Annotated in this window: 25 protein-coding genes and 1 pseudogene; 15 read left to right on the forward strand and 11 right to left on the reverse strand. The window is 69.4% G+C overall.

Annotated elements, in window-relative coordinates; all coding sequences use genetic code 11:
• Window positions 1–77 precede the first annotated feature (77 nt).
• Genes ACQCO7_RS21825 through ACQCO7_RS21835 form a run of 3 tightly spaced genes read left to right on the forward strand, consistent with a single transcriptional unit; the run spans window position 78 to window position 2,005 of the window.
• Entirely contained in the window at window positions 78–929 is an 852-nt protein-coding gene (locus tag ACQCO7_RS21825; RefSeq protein WP_464077262.1) for a glycoside hydrolase family 6 protein, read from the forward strand.
• Window positions 930–953: 24 nt separating this feature from the next.
• Window positions 954–1,349, forward strand: coding sequence for a hypothetical protein (locus ACQCO7_RS21830; RefSeq protein ID WP_464073425.1), 396 nt, complete (start codon window positions 954–956; stop codon window positions 1,347–1,349).
• Window positions 1,346–2,005, forward strand: a complete 660-nt coding sequence (locus tag ACQCO7_RS21835; protein WP_464073426.1) for an RICIN domain-containing protein — start codon at window positions 1,346–1,348, stop codon at window positions 2,003–2,005. Before ACQCO7_RS21830 ends, ACQCO7_RS21835 begins: the two co-directional genes overlap by 4 nt.
• Before the next feature lie 9 nt (window positions 2,006–2,014).
• On the opposite strand, the gene ACQCO7_RS21840 is transcribed toward ACQCO7_RS21835, so the two are convergent.
• The 6 genes and pseudogenes from ACQCO7_RS21840 to ACQCO7_RS21865 form a co-directional block, all read right to left on the reverse strand.
• A complete protein-coding gene (locus ACQCO7_RS21840) occupies window positions 2,015–2,845 on the reverse strand; it encodes a serine hydrolase (RefSeq protein WP_464073427.1) in 831 nt (276 codons plus the stop codon).
• An 86-nt stretch (window positions 2,846–2,931) separates the two neighbouring features.
• Window positions 2,932–3,606 (reverse strand): annotated as a pseudogene (locus ACQCO7_RS21845) (L,D-transpeptidase); the annotation flags it as partial.
• Window positions 3,607–3,810: 204 nt separating this feature from the next.
• Window positions 3,811–4,221: a hypothetical protein gene (locus ACQCO7_RS21850; protein ID WP_464073428.1), complete on the reverse strand. Its 411-nt coding sequence runs from the start codon at window positions 4,219–4,221 to the stop codon at window positions 3,811–3,813.
• A 65-nt stretch (window positions 4,222–4,286) separates the two neighbouring features.
• A complete protein-coding gene (locus ACQCO7_RS21855; protein WP_464077263.1) occupies window positions 4,287–5,348 on the reverse strand; it encodes a PucR family transcriptional regulator in 1,062 nt (353 codons plus the stop codon).
• A gap of 337 nt (window positions 5,349–5,685) precedes the next feature.
• Complete coding sequence (locus tag ACQCO7_RS21860) at window positions 5,686–6,885, reverse strand: cation:proton antiporter (RefSeq protein WP_464073429.1); 1,200 nt, start codon at window positions 6,883–6,885, stop codon at window positions 5,686–5,688.
• Window positions 6,886–7,210: 325 nt separating this feature from the next.
• Window positions 7,211–7,576: a hypothetical protein gene (locus tag ACQCO7_RS21865; RefSeq protein ID WP_464073430.1), complete on the reverse strand. Its 366-nt coding sequence runs from the start codon at window positions 7,574–7,576 to the stop codon at window positions 7,211–7,213.
• Window positions 7,577–7,708: 132 nt separating this feature from the next.
• Between ACQCO7_RS21865 and ACQCO7_RS21870 the strand changes: the two genes are divergently transcribed.
• Together ACQCO7_RS21870 and ACQCO7_RS21875 are read left to right on the forward strand one after the other, a co-directional pair.
• On the forward strand, window positions 7,709–8,176 hold the full coding sequence (locus ACQCO7_RS21870) for an NUDIX domain-containing protein (RefSeq protein ID WP_464073431.1): 468 nt from the start codon (window positions 7,709–7,711) through the stop codon (window positions 8,174–8,176).
• A gap of 107 nt (window positions 8,177–8,283) precedes the next feature.
• Window positions 8,284–8,757, forward strand: coding sequence for a hypothetical protein (locus tag ACQCO7_RS21875; RefSeq protein WP_464073432.1), 474 nt, complete (start codon window positions 8,284–8,286; stop codon window positions 8,755–8,757).
• Window positions 8,758–9,605: 848 nt separating this feature from the next.
• Here the strand turns inward: ACQCO7_RS21875 and ACQCO7_RS21880 are convergent.
• Window positions 9,606–10,157 carry a GNAT family N-acetyltransferase gene (locus ACQCO7_RS21880; protein ID WP_464073433.1) on the reverse strand — a complete coding sequence of 184 codons (552 nt, stop codon included), beginning with the start codon at window positions 10,155–10,157 and terminating at the stop codon, window positions 9,606–9,608.
• Between the two features lie 104 nt (window positions 10,158–10,261).
• On the reverse strand, window positions 10,262–11,557 hold the full coding sequence (locus tag ACQCO7_RS21885; protein ID WP_464073434.1) for an XRE family transcriptional regulator: 1,296 nt from the start codon (window positions 11,555–11,557) through the stop codon (window positions 10,262–10,264).
• 161 nt (window positions 11,558–11,718) lie between these two features.
• Between ACQCO7_RS21885 and ACQCO7_RS21890 the strand changes: the two genes are divergently transcribed.
• From ACQCO7_RS21890 to ACQCO7_RS21905, 4 genes are all read left to right on the forward strand, one after another.
• On the forward strand, window positions 11,719–12,183 hold the full coding sequence (locus ACQCO7_RS21890) for an ATP-binding protein (RefSeq protein ID WP_464073435.1): 465 nt from the start codon (window positions 11,719–11,721) through the stop codon (window positions 12,181–12,183).
• A complete protein-coding gene (locus ACQCO7_RS21895; protein WP_464073436.1) occupies window positions 12,173–12,382 on the forward strand; it encodes a hypothetical protein in 210 nt (69 codons plus the stop codon). Before ACQCO7_RS21890 ends, ACQCO7_RS21895 begins: the two co-directional genes overlap by 11 nt.
• Window positions 12,383–12,458: 76 nt before the next feature.
• Complete coding sequence (locus ACQCO7_RS21900; RefSeq protein ID WP_464073437.1) at window positions 12,459–12,917, forward strand: NUDIX domain-containing protein; 459 nt, start codon at window positions 12,459–12,461, stop codon at window positions 12,915–12,917.
• Between the two features lie 41 nt (window positions 12,918–12,958).
• On the forward strand, window positions 12,959–13,894 hold the full coding sequence (locus ACQCO7_RS21905; protein ID WP_464073438.1) for a hypothetical protein: 936 nt from the start codon (window positions 12,959–12,961) through the stop codon (window positions 13,892–13,894).
• An 8-nt stretch (window positions 13,895–13,902) separates the two neighbouring features.
• Here the strand turns inward: ACQCO7_RS21905 and ACQCO7_RS21910 are convergent, their stop codons facing one another.
• Window positions 13,903–14,157, reverse strand: coding sequence for a GntR family transcriptional regulator (locus ACQCO7_RS21910; RefSeq protein WP_464073439.1), 255 nt, complete (start codon window positions 14,155–14,157; stop codon window positions 13,903–13,905).
• Window positions 14,158–14,335: 178 nt separating this feature from the next.
• On the opposite strand from ACQCO7_RS21910, the gene ACQCO7_RS21915 reads away from it, so the two are divergent.
• Window positions 14,336–14,650 (forward strand): hypothetical protein, encoded by a 315-nt coding sequence (locus ACQCO7_RS21915; protein ID WP_464073440.1) that lies wholly within the window; start codon window positions 14,336–14,338, stop codon window positions 14,648–14,650.
• Complete coding sequence (locus tag ACQCO7_RS21920) at window positions 14,647–14,871, forward strand: hypothetical protein (protein WP_464073441.1); 225 nt, start codon at window positions 14,647–14,649, stop codon at window positions 14,869–14,871. The genes ACQCO7_RS21915 and ACQCO7_RS21920 overlap by 4 nt, the downstream gene beginning before the upstream one ends.
• A gap of 77 nt (window positions 14,872–14,948) precedes the next feature.
• Here the strand turns inward: ACQCO7_RS21920 and ACQCO7_RS21925 are convergent, their stop codons facing one another.
• Window positions 14,949–15,719, reverse strand: a complete 771-nt coding sequence (locus tag ACQCO7_RS21925; RefSeq protein ID WP_464073442.1) for a DUF5324 family protein — start codon at window positions 15,717–15,719, stop codon at window positions 14,949–14,951.
• A 239-nt stretch (window positions 15,720–15,958) separates the two neighbouring features.
• Between ACQCO7_RS21925 and ACQCO7_RS21930 the strand changes: the two genes are divergently transcribed.
• A complete protein-coding gene (locus tag ACQCO7_RS21930; protein WP_464073443.1) occupies window positions 15,959–16,474 on the forward strand; it encodes a peptidylprolyl isomerase in 516 nt (171 codons plus the stop codon).
• Window positions 16,475–16,604: 130 nt separating this feature from the next.
• Window positions 16,605–17,501 carry a rhomboid family intramembrane serine protease gene (locus ACQCO7_RS21935; RefSeq protein ID WP_464073444.1) on the forward strand — a complete coding sequence of 299 codons (897 nt, stop codon included), beginning with the start codon at window positions 16,605–16,607 and terminating at the stop codon, window positions 17,499–17,501.
• A gap of 269 nt (window positions 17,502–17,770) precedes the next feature.
• Here the strand turns inward: ACQCO7_RS21935 and crgA are convergent, their stop codons facing one another.
• Window positions 17,771–18,025: a cell division protein CrgA gene (gene crgA / locus ACQCO7_RS21940; RefSeq protein WP_010350707.1), complete on the reverse strand. Its 255-nt coding sequence runs from the start codon at window positions 18,023–18,025 to the stop codon at window positions 17,771–17,773.
• Between the two features lie 94 nt (window positions 18,026–18,119).
• Between crgA and ACQCO7_RS21945 the strand changes: the two genes are divergently transcribed.
• Complete coding sequence (locus ACQCO7_RS21945) at window positions 18,120–18,908, forward strand: DUF881 domain-containing protein (RefSeq protein ID WP_464073445.1); 789 nt, start codon at window positions 18,120–18,122, stop codon at window positions 18,906–18,908.
• An 18-nt stretch (window positions 18,909–18,926) separates the two neighbouring features.
• Window positions 18,927–19,586, forward strand: a complete 660-nt coding sequence (locus ACQCO7_RS21950) for a class E sortase (RefSeq protein ID WP_464077264.1) — start codon at window positions 18,927–18,929, stop codon at window positions 19,584–19,586.
• The last annotated feature ends 7 nt before the right edge of the window (window positions 19,587–19,593 follow it).

Genomic DNA, 19,593 nt, shown 5'->3' on the forward strand with positions numbered 1-19,593 from the left:
TGGGATCGGCATCCGCGCCTTCATCCCCTGCGGGGGCGGAGTTCTGGACCGACCCTGATACGGTGCCGGCCCGCCAGGTGACCGCGTTCCGCGAGGCCGGTCGACTGGCCGACGCGGCCGACTACCGGACGTACATCGACTCCTTCGCGGAGGGCCTCGGCGACCGGGGTGCTTGGGTGATCCTGGAGCCGGACGCGATGCCCCAAGCGCTGGGCGGCTGCGAGGCGGCAAGCCTGAAGGAACGCCTGGGACTCCTCTCGTACGCGGTAGCCCGCCTCAAGTCCCACCCTCACACCCGGGTCTACCTGGACGCCGGCCACCCAGGCTGGATCACCGACTTGCCCTGGCCGGCAAACGCGTTGACCCAGGCGGGCCTGCCACGGGCGGACGGCTTCTCGCCGAACGTCTCCAACTTCCACACGACGCGGACGGTCCTGACGTACGCCCGCCGCCGGATGCGGACGCGTACCTGTGGATCAAGAGACCGGGGGAGTCGGACGGGGCGTGTCGGGGCGGGCCGGGGCGGGGGGAGTACGCGGTGGGGTTGGCGGGGTGAGGGGGAACAGCCCCGCACGCGCGGGGACCACAGGGCGCTGATGTGGGCGTGCGGGGAGCCGACGGGACCACCCCCGCACGCGCGGGGACCACACCATGTCGAGGCCGGGCGCTTGCTGCTGCCCGGGACCACCCCCGAACCTTCCGCGCCCCCGCAGGCCCCACCCCCTGCGAGCACCACGAGAAGCTGCCCCCACGAACGCCCGCCGCAGGCACCAGCTGACGTCCATGTACCTCGCGATCCTCCCCACGACAGCGACCGCATTGACCTGGGCACTCGCGAAGAGCGGCCCCCCACCCCGCTGACGCGACGAACTCCCCCATATCCAGCGCCCGTTCCGCTGTTGCCAACCCCCGCGCAGGACTACCGTTGACGCCCACGACAAAGGGGAAACGGCATGCTGGACGAGGCAACCCTGGCGCTGGCCGCGTCCGTGGGAGCGGCGGTCGCGCAGGCCGCAGGGACGGACGCGTGGACGACGTTCAGGGCACGGCTCGCAAGGACGTTGGGGCGGGGGGACGCGGAGCGGGAAGCGGCACAAGGGGAACGCCTCGACCGCACGGCGGACGACGTGACGGCAGGGAGGGGTGAAGGCGCGGACGCGGTCTGGCGTACGCGAACAGGCGACCTGCTGGAGGAACTGCCCCCGCCGGAGCGAGCCACGCTGGAAGCCCAACTGAAAGCCCTCGTACGAGAGTTCACCGGCACCCACGGACACCTCTTCCTCGGCGACGCCGCCATCCAGCACGGCAACGGCAACATCCAGGTGAACAGGTTCGGTCCGCGTCGGTGAAGCGGCGCGGAAAGAGCACCTTCCACGGCCCGGGAGCCGTACAGGAGGGCTCAGGCAACCTCCAGATCAACGTGCACGACAACCGCATGACCATCCTCGCGGTCTGCGTCGTCGGCATCGTCTTCGGCACGACCCTGGCGGTCGTACTGATGAGCGGCGGCTCCAGCGAGAAGGACACGGCGGCCAACACCCCCACGGAACCGACGCGTTCGGCTGCGGAGACCCGTACGGACACCGACCTCACCGGCCGCCTGGTGAACGACGGCAGCGGCCTCTGCCTCCGCGCCCCCGGCACAGCGTCCGGCCTCGTCCCCGTCCTCGCGACCTGCACGGCCACCCCCGACCGCACCTGGACCCTCCCCACCAGCCACGACAACAGCGAGGCCCGCTCCCTGCGCACCACCCACAGCGACCGCTGCCTCACCACCACCGGCACGGAGAACTCCGCCCCGGTCCCCCAACTCCCCTGCACCACAAGCCCGGACGCCCACTGGCAAGTCCTCTGGGGAACCGGCGACCGGGCGGGCCACTTCATGCTCCGCAACATGGCCAACGCGAAATGCCTGATGGCCCAGGGAGCCGACCCGAACAGCCCCACGGCCCAGATCTCCTGCGGAGAGCAGTACGACGACCAGTGGTGGCACGTCCCCCGGTGACCCGCCTCGCTACCCCTGTCCGCCCAACGCCGCATGCACGGCCCGAGCGACCCGCTCGATAGTGGCCACCCCGTATTTCATACTCGCGTTCCCCTGCGTGAGCACGGTAATGGTGTACGTCTGCCCACCCCCGACAAACACCCCACTGCTATGCACCCGCCACCCCAGACTGGCCCGCTGAAGCCACCCGTTCTTTATGTGCACCCGCACGGATCCAGGCGCCCCTTTGCTGGTCCCCCACCTCTGCGACTTCACCACCTTCCCCATCAATTCCAGCATGTACGACCGTGAGGTCACGTCCAGTACGTCGTTCTGCTGGACCAGCAGCTCCGTCAGCCTCTGCTGATCCCGCGCGGTGATCTGCGTCAGCCCCCAGTAACCGTACGGATTCGGCTCGGTCTGCGTCATCTTCGCCGCCTCCAGGAACCCCCGTACTCTCCGCACCCCGAGCTGATTCCACAACGTATTGGTCGCCGAATTCCCCGACCGGGTGATCATCGAGGCGGCCAGCTCCTTCTCCTCCTCGGTGAGCTCCCGCTCATTCCGCTGGGCGTCCCACAACAACGTCCCCAGCACCGTCACCTTCACCACGCTGGCCGCGTCGAACGCGTACGCACTCCGCAGCGCACACCACGTCCGGCTCCCCCGATCGTGCACCGCCACGGCGACCGTCCCCCGCCGCCCCTCCAACGCCTCCGCGATCCCGCTCCGCACCTTCGCCGCGAGCCCTTTCTTCCCCGACGTACAACTCACCCCGGCCACGGCCCCCGCCTCCCCGGCCCCGGCCAGCACCACCAGACACACGCACACGGCCTGTGCCCACCACACCCGCCCCCTCATTCAGGATCAGGATTCGGCGGCGGCCCGACCTCGGTGACCGGCGCGGGATCCCCGCTGGGCACCGGCACCACATACGGCACGTTCCGCGCGGTCCCGGGCTTCACGCCGTAAACAAAAACGGCGTCCTCCAACGCCAGCACACCCCACAACCGCCGAGCATCGGCAAGCCGCAGATTCACACACCCATGAGACCCCCCGGCGAACAGATCCCCATACGTCCCATGAAAAGCCTGCCCCCCGTCAAAGAACTGTGAATACGGCATAGGGGCCCCGTCGTAAAGACTGGAGTAATGATCCCGATCCCGCCAGTAAACCCGATGCCACCCCACCCGAGTCTCATATCCATCTCTCCCCGACCGAACGGGAACAGGCTTATAAACAACCCGCTTCCCGCTCTGCACCCACATCAACTGCCGCGTCAGATCCACACAAGCCACCCGATACTTCCGCACCGGACACTTCCCCCCGACATTAGGATTCCGGGCAGCCTCCACCACCAGCATCATCCGATAAGTCCCCAACCCGGCATACCCATCGGCCGGCGTGACCCCGTTCCTCCCCTGAAACCCCCGAATAGCCCGACAGTCCCCCACGGACTCCCACCCATCCACCACCAACCCCAAATGCCGCTCAAGCTGCCGCTGATAGGGCCCAGTGCCAGCAGCACAAGCAGCAGGCGCGGCCCCTGCCGGAGCCGCCACCACCCCGACAGCACACAACACCCCCACCACCCCGGACAGCCACCGTCCGCTCTGCCTCATCCAGCACCTCCTAGAACGCGGCCCCTACCGCATCCCTCCCACCCACCCCAAACCCCCACGCCGCAAGCCCCCGCTTTACCCCCGATCGGCGGAGGCCACCCCCGACGGGGCCCCAGCCGCCGCAACGGAGCGGAAGTCAGGGCCCGACGCCCGAGCCGCCCCTCACTCCTCCCGGCCCCTCGACACCCGCCGATAAGCCGCCCCTCACTCCTCCCAGCCCCCCGACACCCGCCGATAAGCCGCCCGCGCGTCCACCACCCGAGCCAGCGCCGTCCCCGCCAGCGCAGCCCCCAGCAGACACGCCAGCCACAGCGCGTCCCGCGACACCGCCCAGGTCAGGGTCCCGGCGGGCGGGATCGCGAAGCCGTTGAGGAAGAGCCAGCACAGGGCGGCCGTCCCCGGCGCGGCGGTGAAGCGGGCGCACAGGCCGAGGACCGCGGCGAGTGCGGACAGCGCGAGGAGAGCGAGGTGCGGGCGGTCCATGCCGACGGTCGTGTTGAGGACCCCGACCAGCAGGAGCGCTCCGGCGAAGGCGCCCGCCCAGACCAGGGGCGTGGCCACCGGTTGGGGCACGGGCCGTACGCCGCCCGTACCGAAGTCGCTCCACTCGACCATGCCGACGCTCCTCCTCCGTCCCGCCCTACGCCGCGCGGGACCCCCGGAATTCTCCCACCCGGTTCTCAGCTCAGCGGCCTGGACGGCCAGTTGAGCAACCTCGCCCCGATGACGGCGGTCTGGAGGGTATAGCGGTGCGCGGGGTCGGCGGGGTCGACGCCGGTGAGGGTGTGGATGCGTTCGAGGCGGTACGTCAACGCCCGTACGCTCAGCGAGAGTTCACGCGCGGCAGCGGCGGCGACGCACCCCGTGTCGAAGTACACGGTCAGCGTGTCCAGCAGCGGCTGCGCCCCGCCGCGCGCCTGTTCCAGCGCGGCCAGCGTGTGGTGGACGAGATCCATCAGCGCCTGCCGGTCGCGCGCGAGCACGGGGAAGACGAGGAGATCGGCGGCGCGCAGCAACGGGTCGTCGAACCCCATGCGCTGGGCGACGTCGAGGGCGTTCAGCGCCTCCTCGTAGGAGTGCCCGATGCCCACCGCCCCCGTACGCGTCCGCCCCACCGCGACCTGCCCGGCGCCACCGGTCACCGCGTGCACGAGCTTCGCGAAGTGGACGAGTACGTCCTCCTGGTCGCCCGGCGCGACGCACACCATCCGTCCGTCCTTGGTGGTGAACAGGATGCGCCGGTTCTCGAAGCGGGTGAACAACTCGGCGGCCACCTGCCGGGGTACGGAGTCGGACTCGTCGTACGCCTCCGGTCCCGCCGCCGCCGCGACCGCGTGCGCGCGGGACAGCCGGAGGCCGAACCGCTCGGAGCGGGCGGCGAGTTGGCCCGGGTCGCCGTGACCGGCGAGCAGGTCGTCGATGAACTCCCGCCGGGCGGCCTCCTCTTTGCGCACCACGAGCCGCTGGGCCCGCTCGTACCCGTCGGAGAACGCGTCGACGGCCTGTTCCAGGACACCGAGCACGTCGTCCAAGTCCGCGCCGACGGGCCGGTGTTCCCGCCCCGCGCTCAAGTACGCCCGCACGAGCGGTCGCCACGCCGCCCCGGCCTCCGCCGCGCGCGCCCCCAGCGCCCGCCGCGACTCCAACTCCCCGCGCGTCAGCCGCCGTCCGGTGCTCACCGCGTCCGCGAGAATCTCCGCGAACCCCTCGACGTACCCGGCCGTCCCCCCAGCCCCGTCCACGCCGTACGCCCCCTCCCTGATCGCCTGTTGCGTACGACGCTCGGCGGGGCCGTACGGATGCAGGGGGCCGTGCCCGGCGTGGCCGAGGTGGAGGGCCCGGGAGCCGTCGGGCCGGCGAGCGGTCTCGGCGCCGAGCGCGACGGCACCCGCCCCGGACGCCGCTCCCCGGACGCCGGTTCCGTTCCCGGGGGTCGCACCGGCCCTGGCCCCCGCCCCGGCCGTCGTCCGCCGCGCCCTCCGCTGAGCGTCCGCCCCGGCCGTCGTCCGCCGCGTCCCCGCCTCCGCGTCCGTCCCGCCCATCGTCGGCCTCCCCGCCCTCGTCGCCGTCCCGGTCGTCTCAGCCGCCCGCATGCGCCGCCTCCCTCTGCCGCGTACGCCCCACCGCCGCCGTCCTCGTGAGGCGCCGTGCCAGGGGTTCCGTCCAGCGGGCGGTGAGGGGGCCGAGGAGGACCAGGATCAGGACGTATGCCGTGGCCAGGGGGCCGATGCGGGGTTCCACCCCGACCGCGAGGCCCGCGATGACGATGGAGAACTCGCCGCGTGCGACGAGGACTCCACCGGCCCGCCAGCGTCCCGGGACGGAGATGCCCGCGCGGCGGGCGGCCCAGTAGCCGGTGGCGATCTTCGTACCGGTGGTGACCAGCGCGAGCGCGAGCGCGGGTACCAGGACCGGCGGGATCGCCGAGGGGTCCGTGTGCAGGCCGAAGAAGACGAAGAACACGGCGGCGAAGAGGTCCCGCAGCGGGGTGATGAGGTTGCCCGCGCCCTCCGCGACCTCCCCCGACAGCGCGATCCCCACGAGGAACGCCCCTACGGCGGCGGACACTTGGAGCTGCTGCGCGATCCCGGCGACCAGCAGCGTCAGGCCGAGGACGACGAGCAGCAGCAACTCGGCGCTGTCGGAGGCGACCGCGCGGCTGACGAGACGCCCGTGGCGCAGCGCGACGTACAGCACCGCCCCGACCGTACCCAGCGAGATCAGCAGCGTGAGCGCGCCGCCCGCGAGGCTGACGCCGGCCAGGACGGCCGTGAGGATCGGGAGGTAGACCGCCATCGCGAGGTCCTCAAGGACCAGGATTCCGAGCACGACCGGGGTCTCCCGGTTGCCGAGGCGGCGCAGTTCGCCGAGGACCTTCGCTATGACGCCGGACGACGAGATCCAGGTGACACCGGCGAGGGCGACCGCCGCGACGGGGCCCCAGCCGAGGAGCAGCGCCAGCGCGGCGCCGGGGGTCGCGTTGAGCACGAAGTCGACGGCGCCGGACGGGTATTGGGTCTTCAACGTGGTGACCAGGTCGGACGCGCTGTACTCCAGTCCCAGCATGAGCAGCAGCAGGATCACGCCGATCTCGGCGCCGGTCGCGATGAACCCCTCGCTCGCCTCCAGCGACAGCAACCCGCCCTGCCCGAAGGCGAGTCCGCCGAGCAGGTAGAGAGGGATCGGCGAGAACCCGATCCGCCCGGCGAGGCGTCCGAGCAGGCCCAGGGCGAGAATGATCGCCCCGAGTTCGATGAGCATGGCGGTCGTGTCGTGCACGGGCGTCTGACCTCCGTCGATTCGGTTCAGGTCGCGGGCGTCTGTGCCGACGCGGCGCCGCCCCGGGGGCGGGCGCGCGCGTCGTACGTACGTGAAGGTGATGGGGTGTTGTCGGCGGGCCCGGGGTCGGTACGCGGTGATCGGTACGTCGGGCCGGGGGCGGGCAGCGCTAGAGGCTGCGGCCGGTATCAGGAACGCCGTCGCGGGCGGCGTTGTCGACACGTACGGCACGGATGCCCTGGTACATGAGTACGCCCCCTCTCCCCGACGGTCGTAAGTATTCGGTAAAGAACTTTACCGTATCTCTCCTTGCCGCGCGGCAAGTTCAGCGCGGAAGGGTCAGCTTGCGCCTGCGCGGGCGGGCGGTCAGCTTGAACACGATCACGGCGCTGAGCAGGCATGATGCGAGAGTGAGGGAATCCGCGAACGATCTGCCGAACTGGTCCCGCAGGGGTTCGAGGAGCGGGACCATGACGACCACCCCGGCGACCCCCGCCACCACCCCGGCTCCCCAGAACCTGTGCCGCGCGAAGAACCACCGCATCAGCAGCAGCGTCACGGGGTAGGCGAGCATGCCGGTCTCGTCGCCGAACAGGCTCAGGATGCCGGCGGTCGCCGCGATGACGGCGAACCCACCGAGGGTGACGAGGGCGGCCTCGCCCCAGGACACCGGTTGCTGGTGGTCGCGCATGGATTCCCCCGCTTTCCGAGACGCTGCTCGACCACCGTAGTGGGGATGAACCACCTCTGAGGCTGGCAGAGTTGGGGTGATCGGCGTGGGTGCGTGGTCGGCGTGCCCGGGAACCGAGACGGAAGGCACCCCGTGAAGCGACTCGTCGCCAGGCTGTGGCGGCTCATCCGAGGATCCTGGCAGTGGCGGATCCTGTGGCTCGCCCACGCCAAGTTCATGGTCGGGGTGACGGGGGTCGTGCGGAACGACGCGGGACAGATACTCCTGCTCAAGCACCGGCTGTGGCACCCGAAACACCCCTGGGGCCTGCCCACCGGCTGCGCGAACAAGGGGGAGGAGTTCCCGCTGACCGTCGTGCGGGAGGTGAAGGAGGAGACCGGGCTGGACGTCGTACCGGGCCGCCTGCTGAAGCTGACCAGCGGCTACCGGCTCCGGGTGGAAGTGGCGTACGAGGCCCGGCACACCGGCGGCACGCTGAAGATCGACCCGTTCGAGATCCTGGAAGCCCGCTGGTTCGACCCGGACGAACTGCCGACGGCGATGCAGGACTCCCACCGGGAGCTGATCAGGAGCACGGAGCCGTCCGCGGGGAAGGCGTGACTCTGTGGAGAGCGGTTTCACGTGAAACATGGCGGGGCGCTGGGGTGGGGGACGGGGGTCAGGCGGGGAAGTGCCCCTCTTCTTCAAACAAGCGATACGCCCTGCCTGTGCCGTTCTCGGTGCCGCCCTGCTCGTCGTCTGCGCGGTGGCCGCCGCCGGGCTGCACGATCCTGTCCGGGCGCTCCAGGCGCAGGCAGGGCGGATGGGCGGTGGTCGTCGGCTGCGGGGTCGCCGGGCTGGTGCTCGTAGCGACGGCCCTGCTGATGCCGTCCCGGCGCCGGGTGCACCGGATGGCCTGGCTGAGCGCGTTCACCGCGCTGGTGTGCCTGAGGTCGACGGTGTTCGTGCGGGTGTGCGTCGGCGCGGACGAGTCCGTGACGGGTGTCCCCGGGACCGTCGTATCGGACACGCGGCAGACCTCACGCGTCCTGGACCGGCAGAAGATGGCCGGACGGGAGCGGATCCCCACCGGGTTGCTCATCGAGACGCTCCAGTTCAACGACACGTACAACGTCCGGCTCATCGAGGGGAGCTGGGATTTCGGTTATTCCGGCCTGAGTTGGTGCGGTAAGCCGCTATAGTCATGAGCCCAGCCGCTTCGTCGCAGCGGCTGCGGCCCTGCCGAACGGCCCGTGAGCGTTCGGTGATAACGGCCCGAAGGTGCTTCGCATCAACAAAGCGACCCAAACCGAAACGCTTTTCCGATCAGGCGTGCAGGTCACGGGACAAGCGCCGGAATGCGGGAATTCGTGGTAAAGAATCGCGCTCGGAAGAATGCGGTCCGTGAGCGGCGTCGGGCAACCGGCGAAGGTCACCAGGCCGCCGTCCGAGCCGTCGCGAAGTCTGCGTCAGGGCAACCGAAGTTGTACGTCTTCGACATCCCCGCGCCGGAACTGGGCGACAGTCAGCCGTGCTCCGGATGTGAAGGGCGCGGTAGCAAACAGGGAGAGCGCGAGATGGTGCGCGCCGAACACCTTGACCGCCCTGTGCTCCTGGACATCGTGTGTGGACTTTGCAGGGGCTGCGGTCGTTCAGAACGTGACCTCTGTGTGGGTGGAGTCCACGCTGGTGAAGCCTTCTCCCGGGGCGACGACTCGGCATACTCCTGCCAGTCGTGCGGAGGGCGCCGCTTCCGATACGTCGATTCCTCCGACACAGACATCTTCGGCAACATCATCTCGGTCTACCTGCGGCAGCCATGCGGGTGTGCGCGGGAGCTGATGCGTGAGGAGACGCTGAACATCGCGTCGGCTTATCCTTCGAGCTGACTGATGGCGCTGAAGTCGTAGGCGCGGCCTTCTCAAGCGCCGCACACTAGCCCACGCCCGTCAGCAGTCGGGCGTGGGCATCGGACTACCAGAGCCGAAGTGGACGGCTGGGGTACCGGTGGATCGGTGAAGCGATCCATTCGGCCTCGGCCGGTCATGAATCACCGGGATCTCCCATCGATGGTGCGGATCATCACGGTGAGGAGCGGCGACGCCGGGGACGGCTGGCTCTGGCCTATGTCTTCGTACCCCCAGGACTCATAGAGTGCGTGGACCTTTCCGTCTCCGGCGGCGGAGTTGACCATGAGCGTCACGTACGGCTCCTGGCGGGCGGTGAGGAGGGTGTCGTGGATGCGGAGTGCGGTTCCGGTGCCGCGCCAGGCGAGACGTACGCCGATCTCCTTCAGGGCCAGGGCTGGATGTTCGGTGTACTGCGCCGGTGGGGGTGGGGTGATGCGCTGCCAGTAGCGGTTGCCGTGCTCGATGGTGTTGCCGTAGGCGTAGCCGATCGGGTGGTCGCCGGCGTAGGCGAGGACAGCTGCGAAGCCTGGATCGGCGCCGTGTCGGTCCAGACGTTCTCCGAAGGCTGTGACTGCGTAGTTCGGTAGATGAAGAAGTGGAGCGCGTACATCGGCGTAGACGTCGAGAAGGTCACTGCGGATGGGGTCGAGCGTGGTGAATGTGTGCAGTTTGATATCAGATGTCGTTGCCATTGAGCCCATACCTTTCTTGATTCGGTCTGAGGCTGAGGGAAGTCCTGCCACCTTGGCAATCGACCTCAATCCCCTTGTGGGTACCAGGTTTTGAGGTATTACGATCAAGGCTTGGCATCGGGGTTGGGAATGCTCCAAGTGGCAGTGTGCGCAGTCCAGATCTGCACGTTGCTGTTGCCGGGTGCAGTTGCGCGCAACGCAGCCCCGAACTCCTGCAACATGCGGGAGACCCGCGCGTGTTGGGTGGCGGCGTCGGCGGGGACCGTCATCGCGGTGGACGTGGCGGCGTCGGCGTCGCCTTGCGCGAGTTGAGCGTGCGCGAGCCGCGTCGTGGTGATCGCCCGCGACCGGGCCATGTGGGGTCGCAGGGTGGACAGACTGCGGTGCGCATGGAACTCGGCCATCTGGTAGTCGCCCAGCGACAGATATGCCGACAGGGCCAGCGAGTCCAACTCGGCCTGGTCGTAGAAGGCGAGCAGCCAGACCGGCCGGTAAGCGTCCTGGGCGGCCCGGAGCATGGCGTCCTGGGACTGGTCCAGTACTCGGCGAGTGGCTCTGTGGTCCTGTGCCGTGCCGTGGATGGCAGCCTCTCGGGCCAGCCCGAGGGAGGCGAACATCGGATCTCGGCGCGTGACGTGCAGGTTCCGCGCCACATCGTTCGCCGCGAGCGCGTCGGCGGGGCGCCCCATGTGCCGGTACAACGTCCCCGCATGGCTCCAGATCCGGAACTTGATCGCCTGGTCGCCGGACATCTCCGCGAGGGTCTGTGCCTCGCGCATGTGCGCCTTCGCGTCCTCGTACCGGCGGCCGTCGATCGCGGCCCACATCGCGGAGGAGCGGAACGACGCAGCGCAGGCGTAGAGGTTGCTCCGTACGCGTTGGCTCGCGCTCCCCGCGTTCTGGAGGTTCAGCGCCTCGTCCGCGAGCGCGGCGGCGCGTTGTTCGATGCCGAGTTGGCCGCCGTGGCGGTGGTCGCTGGCGATGATCTCGGTAAAGCGTTGCTGGAGGCGGTCGACGTCGCTCATGCCGATACGGCGTGGTGACGCGGCGCCGGGCGTGGCTGCTGCGACGGCAGCCGCGATGCCGCCGACAAGGGTGCGACGTTTCATGTCGGGGTCCTCCTGTTGCGGTGAGGCTGGGACAGCCTGCTTCCGGCCACGTGGCACGAACCCTAAGGCGACGGCGGAAAGCCCCGTCACACTCTCAAGTGCCTTACGGGTTGCTGACTTGGGCCACTTGACTCGCCCCGCCTTCCAGTCCCGTACCGATGATCCGTCCAAGCCGCCGGGCCGCCCGGTGAGTTGCTCGACGGCCTTGTTCACCGCGTCGGCAAGGCGGTTGGAGCTGTAACCGTGTTCAGCCATCCACGCCTCAAGAACCACGTTGCGCGTGCAGTTCATGCACGCAAGGTAGCCCTCACAGGCACCGTCCGTCAGGCGACGGGGAGGTCAAATCGCCCTAGGCGATCCGGCGGTACGAGCCCCCGATTGCCCTAACCGTCGTACTCAAAAAGGGAGTTGTCTGTTCGTCACGCACCGCGACAACCCGAAGGCTCACCGCAATGACGAGTCTCAGTACGTCAGTTCAGGCCGCCTCCACCGGCTCCCCCGCCTACAGCCAGAGCTTCCCCTGCGAGCCGGCCACCGCGCAGGCGGCCCGCAAGCTCGTCCGGCAGGTCCTGGCCGTATGGCGCCTCGACCGCATGGCCGACCGCGCCGAACTGATCGTCACGGAGCTGATCGCGAACGCGACCCGGCACACCTCCTGCGCCGAGATCCGCCTCGTCATCAGACGGTCGGCCTCGGCGGGGGTGCGGTTCGGGATCGTGGACCGCGAGCCGTCGCGCCTGCCCGCCCTCGGCCGGGCCGATGACGACGACGAGTCGGGCCGTGGCCTGCGTCTCGTCGACTCGGTCGCCGACCGCTGGGGCTACGACCTGCACGGCTCGGGCAAGCGGCTCTGGGCCAAGGAGGTGTGGGCCGAGATCCACGACAACCACGAAGGAGCCGACGGCCATGGACCGTGACCCCCAGACCCCGGTCAACCAACAGCCCGCCATGGACTCGCTGTTCGGGATGACCCCGCCCGCCCCGGTTGCCGAATGCTCCGTGTGCGCCGAGTTCGTCGAACAGCGCAAAGCGGCGCGCGCCGTGTACGACGGCAGCAAGGAGACGGACGTCAACGTCCTGATGCGCCGTCACCAGCAGCAGGCGCACCCCGGGTGAGACGGCTGCCAGAGTTGAGCCGATCACCGAGGGCGCGCGGACCGGCGTACCCGAGAACCAAAGCGAAAGGCACCCCGTGAAGCGACTCGTAGCCCGCTTGTGGCGGCTCATCCGAGGCCCGTTGCAGTGGCGGATTCTGTGGTTCGCCCACGCCAAGTTCATGGTCGGCGTCACAGGGGTCGTACGGAACGAGGCGGGCCAAGTACTCCTGCTCAAGCACCGGATGTGGCCCCCCGAGCGTCCTTGGGGTCTCCCCACCGGGTACGCGATCAAGAGCGAGGAGTTCCCCCTGACCATCGTCCGGGAGGTGAAGGAGGAGACCGGACTGGACGTCGTACCGGGCCGCCTGCTGACCGTGACGAGCGGCTACCAGCTCCGGGTGGAAGTGGCCTACGAAGCCCTCCACGTCGGCGGCGGAACGCTGAAGATCGACAAATTCGAGATCCTGGAGGCTCAGTGGTTCGACCCGGACTCGCTGCCGGAGGGGATGCAGGACTCCCACCGGCAGCTCATCAGGAGCACCACTCCATCCTGACCCTGCTGGCTCCCAACGAAGGCGTCACGGGGGCGAAGACCGTGACCGCTCTGCTCGCTCTGCGCACGGACCCGTCCACCCTGACGATCCGGCACCCGAACCTCACCTTCCGCCCGGCACCCGAACGCCTGGCCCACTGGCGGGCGTCGGGTGTCCCCACGGACGTGTTCCACAGTGGGTACGAGACCATCCGCCACCGGTATACCGAACTGGGACTCTCCCAACTCCTTCCGCTGTCCAGGGTGTTGGTGGGGGCGAAGTCGGCCTCGGCGGGGACGTTCGGCGGCTTCCACCACCCCGACCAGGGCTACCGCCACCTCCAGATGGTGTCGGTCATCACGATGTACGGCCCCCTGGGAACCGCTCTTCCGCTCCACCCGGAACTCGCCCTCCTCGACCTGCTCCGCGCATACGCCCACGACTGCCTCCACTACGGCTCCCGCCGCCAGTACGTGGACATCGGCGGCCGACCGACACGCACCCAGTACGGCATCAACTTCCGCCGCACCAACGGCCGTTCGTACTCGTCGGCAGACCCGCAGGACACCCCCTGGACGCGGAACGTCGGCGTGGTGATGGAAGGCGCCTGCGACAGGGAAGCCCGCCGCCTCACCCACGAGACCGCGCGGAGCGCCGGGCTGTACGAGCCCGACGACCCCTTGGGACGGCTCGCGTTCCGCGACAGCACGGGGACGCTGACCCCCGAGGATGCGGACACCGCTCTCGACGCCGACGACGAGGCAGCCCGGTACGCCGATGCGCTGCACCGGTACGAGTCCGGGGTGAACCTCAAGTACGCCCAGTTCCTCACGGAGTTCGGGCTCGGGGAGGAAGGGGAACTGCACGGTCACCTGCTGCGCGCGATGATCAGCGGCGACGTACAGCGCCTGAGCACCTGGCTCGACGCCCGGCATGGGCCGGGTACGTTTCCCGGCATCTTCCTGTCGGACACGTACTTCGCACCGGATCAGTCCTGAGGCGAGAGCTAAGTGCCGTCCGCAGGTTCGACCACGTAGGACCCCCGGCTCGGCACGGTGTAGATGAGCCCCTGGTCCCGCAGCACAGTGAGAGCCGACCGCGCGGTGTTCCGGGCGACCCCGTACCGCTCGGTCAGCTCCTTCTCGGACGGCAGGGGCCGCCCCGGCGCGAGCTCGCCGCTCTTGATCTCCGCAGCCAGGTAGGCGGCGATCTGCCGGTACGGGGGCTCCGGGGCCCGGGGATCGATCTCACGCGCTGCCATGCACAGAAGCGTAGACAACCCACCACCCCGCGCACACAATCTAGCCAAAATTAAACATGCCTAGACCGACCTATACCGGTTGCTCTACTGTCGGGCACATGAAAGCGCCCCGAGCGGACCGGTCCTAAGCGGTCTACCCGGGGCTCGCCAAGACAGCTTGTAAGGAGCTGACCGACGTATGCGCGATGCTATCGCCCGTGCCCTGGCCTGGGCCCTCCTCATCCTCACCCCTCGCCACCGCCCCGGCCGCCACACCGCCACGTACCTCTCCGCCCGGCCCACCGCCCCCGGCCCCGCCCCCGTCAACCCCTGGTCCCGCCCCTGGACCAGCCCCACAAAAGAGGAAGCCGCCGCTCTCCTCCGCCAGCAGGAGACGGCCACCCTCGAACTCCACCTCCAACGCGAACGCCGCCTCGCCGCAGCCCTCGCCACGATGGGCATCGACCACCCCTACACCTACGACGGCGCTCACCCGGCGGAGGCGGGCGTATGAACCGCGACGCCCTGACCAGCGACCCTCCGGCCCCCTTCGGTGCCCACTGCTGCCGCTGCGACCGCTGGACCCTCGCCCCCGTCGCATGCCGCCACATCGAACGCGCCAGCGGCCCCGGCGTCACCCTCTACGCCTGCCCCGACTGCATCCTCGTGGTCGGCGTAGGCCCCACCTCCCACGACCCGGTCGACAACCAGATCCCGGCGCCCGAAGCCACGTAGTCCCGTTTCACGTGAAACATGGCGATGGGGCGGGCGACTTGATCATGTCGCCCGCCCCACCGTTCCGCCCGGCTCGGTCAGCCGTGCTTCTTCTGCTGGGCCTGGGCCTCGTCCTGCGCGGCCTCGGCCTCCTTCGCCTCGACCTCGGGATCGAGCCCGGTGTCGTCCACCGACTTCAACCCACCCGGCGCCGGAACCTCCGTCGCGGCCGGGGGTTCGACCAGCCAGTCCGGGTTGGCCTGCCGCTCCCACCAGCGCCAGACGGCGTACGTGCCCCCGGCGAGGACGCCGAAGACCGCGAGCCCCTTGACGGCACGCCCCGCACGGGCGCGGCGGCGGTTCGCGCGGACCAGGCGGTCGATCTGGGCCGGGGTCACCTGACCGCGCAGGGCGGCGAGGGCGGCGGCACCGCGAGAGGCCGCCTCGTCACGGACGGGCCCCGCCGCGGCCACCGCCTGTTCGAGGCGCGGACGCGAGTAGTCGGCGGCCTGACGCGAGTACTCCGCGGCCTGCCGCGCGGCGACCCGCGTACGGAGCGCCGCCTCGTGCGCCGCGTGGTCGACCTTCGGCGGGACATGGGTCCGCGCCTGTTCGAGGCGCGGCGCGAGGTGCGCGTCGTACTGGACCCGGGCCTGCTCGGCGGCCTGGGACACTTTCGGCGCGAGCCGTACCCGCGCCTCCTCGGCGGCCTGGGAGACCTTGGGCGCGAGCCGTACCCGCGCCTCCTGCGCGTAGTGCGCGGCCCTTTCCCTCGCCGTGTCGGCGTAGGGCGCCACCACTTCCGCGGCGTGCAGGACGCTGTCCTTCGCCGAGCCGGTCGCGGCGCGCACGCTGTCGATGCGGGTCACGGGTTCCTCCTCCTCGGTGGCGTACGTTCCATCGCTGTTCGTCGGCTGTCCACCCAATTGGGGATCATGCCTGTTCCGGTGGGATCGGGCCTGCGGGGGCGGGCATACGGGTGCCGATCGGGCATGCCGTCGACGATGCCACGGAACCGCTCCCCGCGCAGGAGGGCGCCGCGAGACGGGGAAAGGGCGGGCGTGCGAGGATCGGGGGGTTAAGAAGGCAGTCGACGAAAGGCATTTCCGTGGCCGACACCATCGCCACCCTCAAGACCAACCACGGCGACATCGTGATCAAGCTTTTCCCGGATCACGCCCCCAAGACGGTCGCGAACTTCGTCGAACTCGCCACCGGCGCGCGGGAGTGGGTGAACCCGACGACCGGCCAGAAGACCACGGACAAGCTGTACGACGGCACGGTCTTCCACCGCGTGATCGACGGCTTCATGATCCAGGGCGGCGACCCGCTGGGCAACGGCACCGGCGGCCCCGGCTACCGCTTCGCGGACGAGTTCCACCCCGAGCTGAAGTTCTCCAAGCCGTACCTGCTGGCCATGGCCAACGCCGGCCCGGGCACCAACGGCTCGCAGTTCTTCATCACCGTCGGCCCCACCCCGCACCTGAACAACCGCCACACCATCTTCGGTGAGGTCCTCCAGGGCGCCGAGGTCGTCGACGCGATCGCCAAGGTCGACACCGGCCGCAACGACCGTCCGAAGAACGACGTCGTCATCGAGAGCGTCGTCGTCACCCAGGGCTGAGCCCGCCCCCGGACCCTTCCGGGGAACCTTTGGCCCCGCTCGTCCGTGAAACAGGAGGAGCGGGGCAAAGCATTGTGTACGACCCACCCAAGACCCACCCGCGACGAGACACGACGAGCCAGGGGGACCAGTGGACCAGGCGCAAGGCGGCGGACGTCAGGAGGCTCCCGGCCTGCCCGGGTGTTACCGCCACCCCGACCGGGAGACCGGCGTGCGCTGCACCCGCTGCGAGCGGCCGATCTGCCCGGAGTGCATGGTCAGCGCGTCGGTGGGCTTCCAGTGCCCGGAGTGCGTGCGCAACGGCTCGGGTACGGGGCACGCGCCGGACGCGAACAGGCCGCGCACGATCGCCGGCGGCAGCATCGCCGAGGACCCCCGGCTGGTGACGAAGATCCTGCTCGGCATCTGCGCCGTCCTCTTCCTCGTCCAGCAGGTCAAGGGGAACGTCTTCACCGACCGGTTCGACCTGATCGGCCGGGCCTGGGTGCCCTACATCGACCCGACCGGATTCCAGGGCGTCGCCGAGGGCCAGTGGTACCGGCTGGTGACCTCAATGTTCCTGCACGGCAGTTACATCCACATCCTCTCCAACGGGCTGAGCCTGTGGTGGATCGGCGGCCCGCTGGAGGCGGCGCTCGGCCGGGCCCGGTACCTCGCGCTGTACTTCGTCTCCGGGCTGGCGGGCTCAGCCCTTACCTACCTGATCGCGGAGCCCCAAGCCGCCTCCCTCGGCGCCTCCGGCGCGATCTTCGGCGTCTTCGGCGCCATGGCCGTCCTCATGCGCCGCCAGCGCTACGACATGCGCCCCATGATCGCCATCTTGGTGATCAACCTCATCATCACGTTCGGCTGGAGCGGCATCGCCTGGCAGGCCCACGTCGGCGGTCTGGTCGCCGGTGTGATCATCGGCGCGGGCATGGTCTACGCGCCCCGCGAGAAGCGCACGATCGTCCAGTACGGCACCTGTGCACTGGTCCTCGCCGCAGTCGTGATCGTGACCCTCCTGAGAACCTCTCAGCTCACCTGAGCCCAGAGTTGTCCACAGTCTGTAGCGCACTCTGCGCACCCTGTGGAAGAACGGGTTCGCCCCCTGTCTCCGACCGGCGTTCTAGCAGGTCAGGCAGGGGGCGTACGCGTTTTCGAGGGGTTGTGGGTTCGTCGTACCGGCGTCAACGTCCTGGGAGTTATCCACAGATCGTCGTTCTTTTTCCCCACCGTGTGGACAACGAGCCCTGGCCTGTGGATAACTCCCCGAACAGCCCTGGGGAAAACTCCGGTACTAGGCCCCGGACCCCGTCACTTCCACTGCGTCGAGACACCGAACCCGGCGGCGATGAACCCGAACCCGACCACGATGTTCCAGTTCCCCAACGCGTCGAGGGGGAGGTCCCCGTCGGTCACGTAGAAGAGGACGATCCAGGCCAGCCCGATGAGGAACAGCGCGAGCATGACCGGTGCCACCCACCCCCGGCTGGTCAGCTTGATCGCGGTCGCCTGCTTCGCCGTGGGCGGCGTGTAGTCGGCCTTCTTACGGATGCGTGACTTCGGCACGAGGGTCTCTCCTGCTGGCAAGGGGGACACGGAGCGCTCCCCCGGGCGTCGGTTAGCGTAGTGCTTCCACGCCGCCGAAGGAGATAACGGTACGTTGAGCAATTCTGCCGACTCCCCCGGGACGGGTTCAACGGGTTCCGCCCCCGGTCGTACCGTTCGGGTCCGCCCGATGCGTCTCCTGACGGCCGGCGTCTTCGCTCTCGCGGGCCTGATCTTCTTCACCAGCTTCGACACCGCCAAGGGCACCGACATCCGTACGGACGCCTCGCTCCTCAAGCTCTCCGACCTCATCCAGCAGCGCAGCCGCAAGAACGGCGAGGTCGACGAGTCCAACGCGCGCCGCCGCGAGGAGGTCGAGAGACTCGCCGCGTCGGACGCCGGACGCTCCACCACCGAGGACCGGAAACTCGCCGCGCTGGAGCACAGCGCCGGCACCCAGGAGATCAAGGGCAAGGCCCTCACCGTCACCCTCAACGACGCCCCGCCGAACGCCACCGCGAAACTCCCCGGCTACCCCGCCCCCCAGCCCGACTACCTGGTCATCCACCAGCAGGACCTCCAGGCCGTCGTCAACGCGCTCTGGCAGGGCGGCGCCCAGGGCATCAAGGTGATGGACCAGCGCCTCATCTCCACCAGCGCCGTCCGCTGCGTCGGCAACACCCTGATCCTCCAGGGCCGCGTCTACTCGCCCCCGTACAAGATCCAGGCGGTCGGCGACCCCCGGAAGCTGAGGGACGCCCTCGCCGCGTCCAAGGCGATCCAGAACTACCGGGTGTACGTCGACGTCTACGGCCTCGGCTGGAAAGTCACCGACGACGGCACGGTGACGCTGCCCGGCTACTCGGGCACAGTGGATCTGCACTACGCCGAGCCTGTGGAGTAACCGGGGGGTCCCGTGTCCTTGCGGGGGTTCGTCAGGACCGTCAGCGAGCTGTGCGTGACCGTGGGCGCGGTGATCGTCCTCTTCGTGGTCTACGTCCTGTACTGGACCGGCGTCCGCGCCGACCACGACATGGCCGCGCAGATCGACGCGCTGGAGCACAGCTGGTCGAGCCCGGCGCCGGTCGCCTCGACACCCTCGTACCCCTACAAGAGCGCCAAGCCCTTCGCCGTCATGTACATCCCCCGGCTCGGTTTCACGTGGAACAAGCCCGTCCTCGAAGGGACCGCCGTCGGGACCCTGAAGAAGGGGCTCGGGCACTACGCGGACACCGCCGTTCTCGGGGGCGTCGGCAACTTCGCCGTCGCGGGGCACCGGCGGACGTACGGAGATCCGTTCAAGGACTTTCCCGAGCTGCGCCGGGGTGACGCGGTCGTGGTCGGCGACGGGACCACCTGGTTCACGTATCGGATCGACAAAGGGCCCTACAAAACCGTACCCACCGACGTTGAGGTGATCGCCCCTGTGCCACGTAAGTCGGGGTACACGGCGCCGGGCCGGTACCTCACGCTGACCACGTGCGATCCGGAGTGGGGCCACAGCCACCGGCTCGTCGTCTGGGCGCACCTGGACTCCACGACGCCTGTGGACGAAGGCAGGCCCCCGGCGCTGCGCCGTTAGTCTGGTG

It is taken from the genome of Streptomyces saintjeani (assembly GCF_055409605.1).

Coding starts and splice junctions, on each gene's coding strand:
- ACQCO7_RS21830 (WP_464073425.1), top strand. CDS start 954: ATGCTGGACGAGGCAACCCTGGCGCTGGCCGCGTCCGTGGGAGCGGCG.
- ACQCO7_RS21840 (WP_464073427.1), bottom strand. CDS start 2,845: ATGAGGGGGCGGGTGTGGTGGGCACAGGCCGTGTGCGTGTGTCTGGTG.
- ACQCO7_RS21850 (WP_464073428.1), bottom strand. CDS start 4,221: ATGGTCGAGTGGAGCGACTTCGGTACGGGCGGCGTACGGCCCGTGCCC.
- ACQCO7_RS21865 (WP_464073430.1), bottom strand. CDS start 7,576: ATGCGCGACCACCAGCAACCGGTGTCCTGGGGCGAGGCCGCCCTCGTC.
- ACQCO7_RS21880 (WP_464073433.1), bottom strand. CDS start 10,157: ATGGCAACGACATCTGATATCAAACTGCACACATTCACCACGCTCGAC.
- ACQCO7_RS21885 (WP_464073434.1), bottom strand. CDS start 11,557: ATGAACTGCACGCGCAACGTGGTTCTTGAGGCGTGGATGGCTGAACAC.
- ACQCO7_RS21890 (WP_464073435.1), top strand. CDS start 11,719: ATGACGAGTCTCAGTACGTCAGTTCAGGCCGCCTCCACCGGCTCCCCC.
- ACQCO7_RS21895 (WP_464073436.1), top strand. CDS start 12,173: ATGGACCGTGACCCCCAGACCCCGGTCAACCAACAGCCCGCCATGGAC.
- ACQCO7_RS21910 (WP_464073439.1), bottom strand. CDS start 14,157: ATGGCAGCGCGTGAGATCGATCCCCGGGCCCCGGAGCCCCCGTACCGG.
- ACQCO7_RS21915 (WP_464073440.1), top strand. CDS start 14,336: ATGCGCGATGCTATCGCCCGTGCCCTGGCCTGGGCCCTCCTCATCCTC.
- ACQCO7_RS21920 (WP_464073441.1), top strand. CDS start 14,647: ATGAACCGCGACGCCCTGACCAGCGACCCTCCGGCCCCCTTCGGTGCC.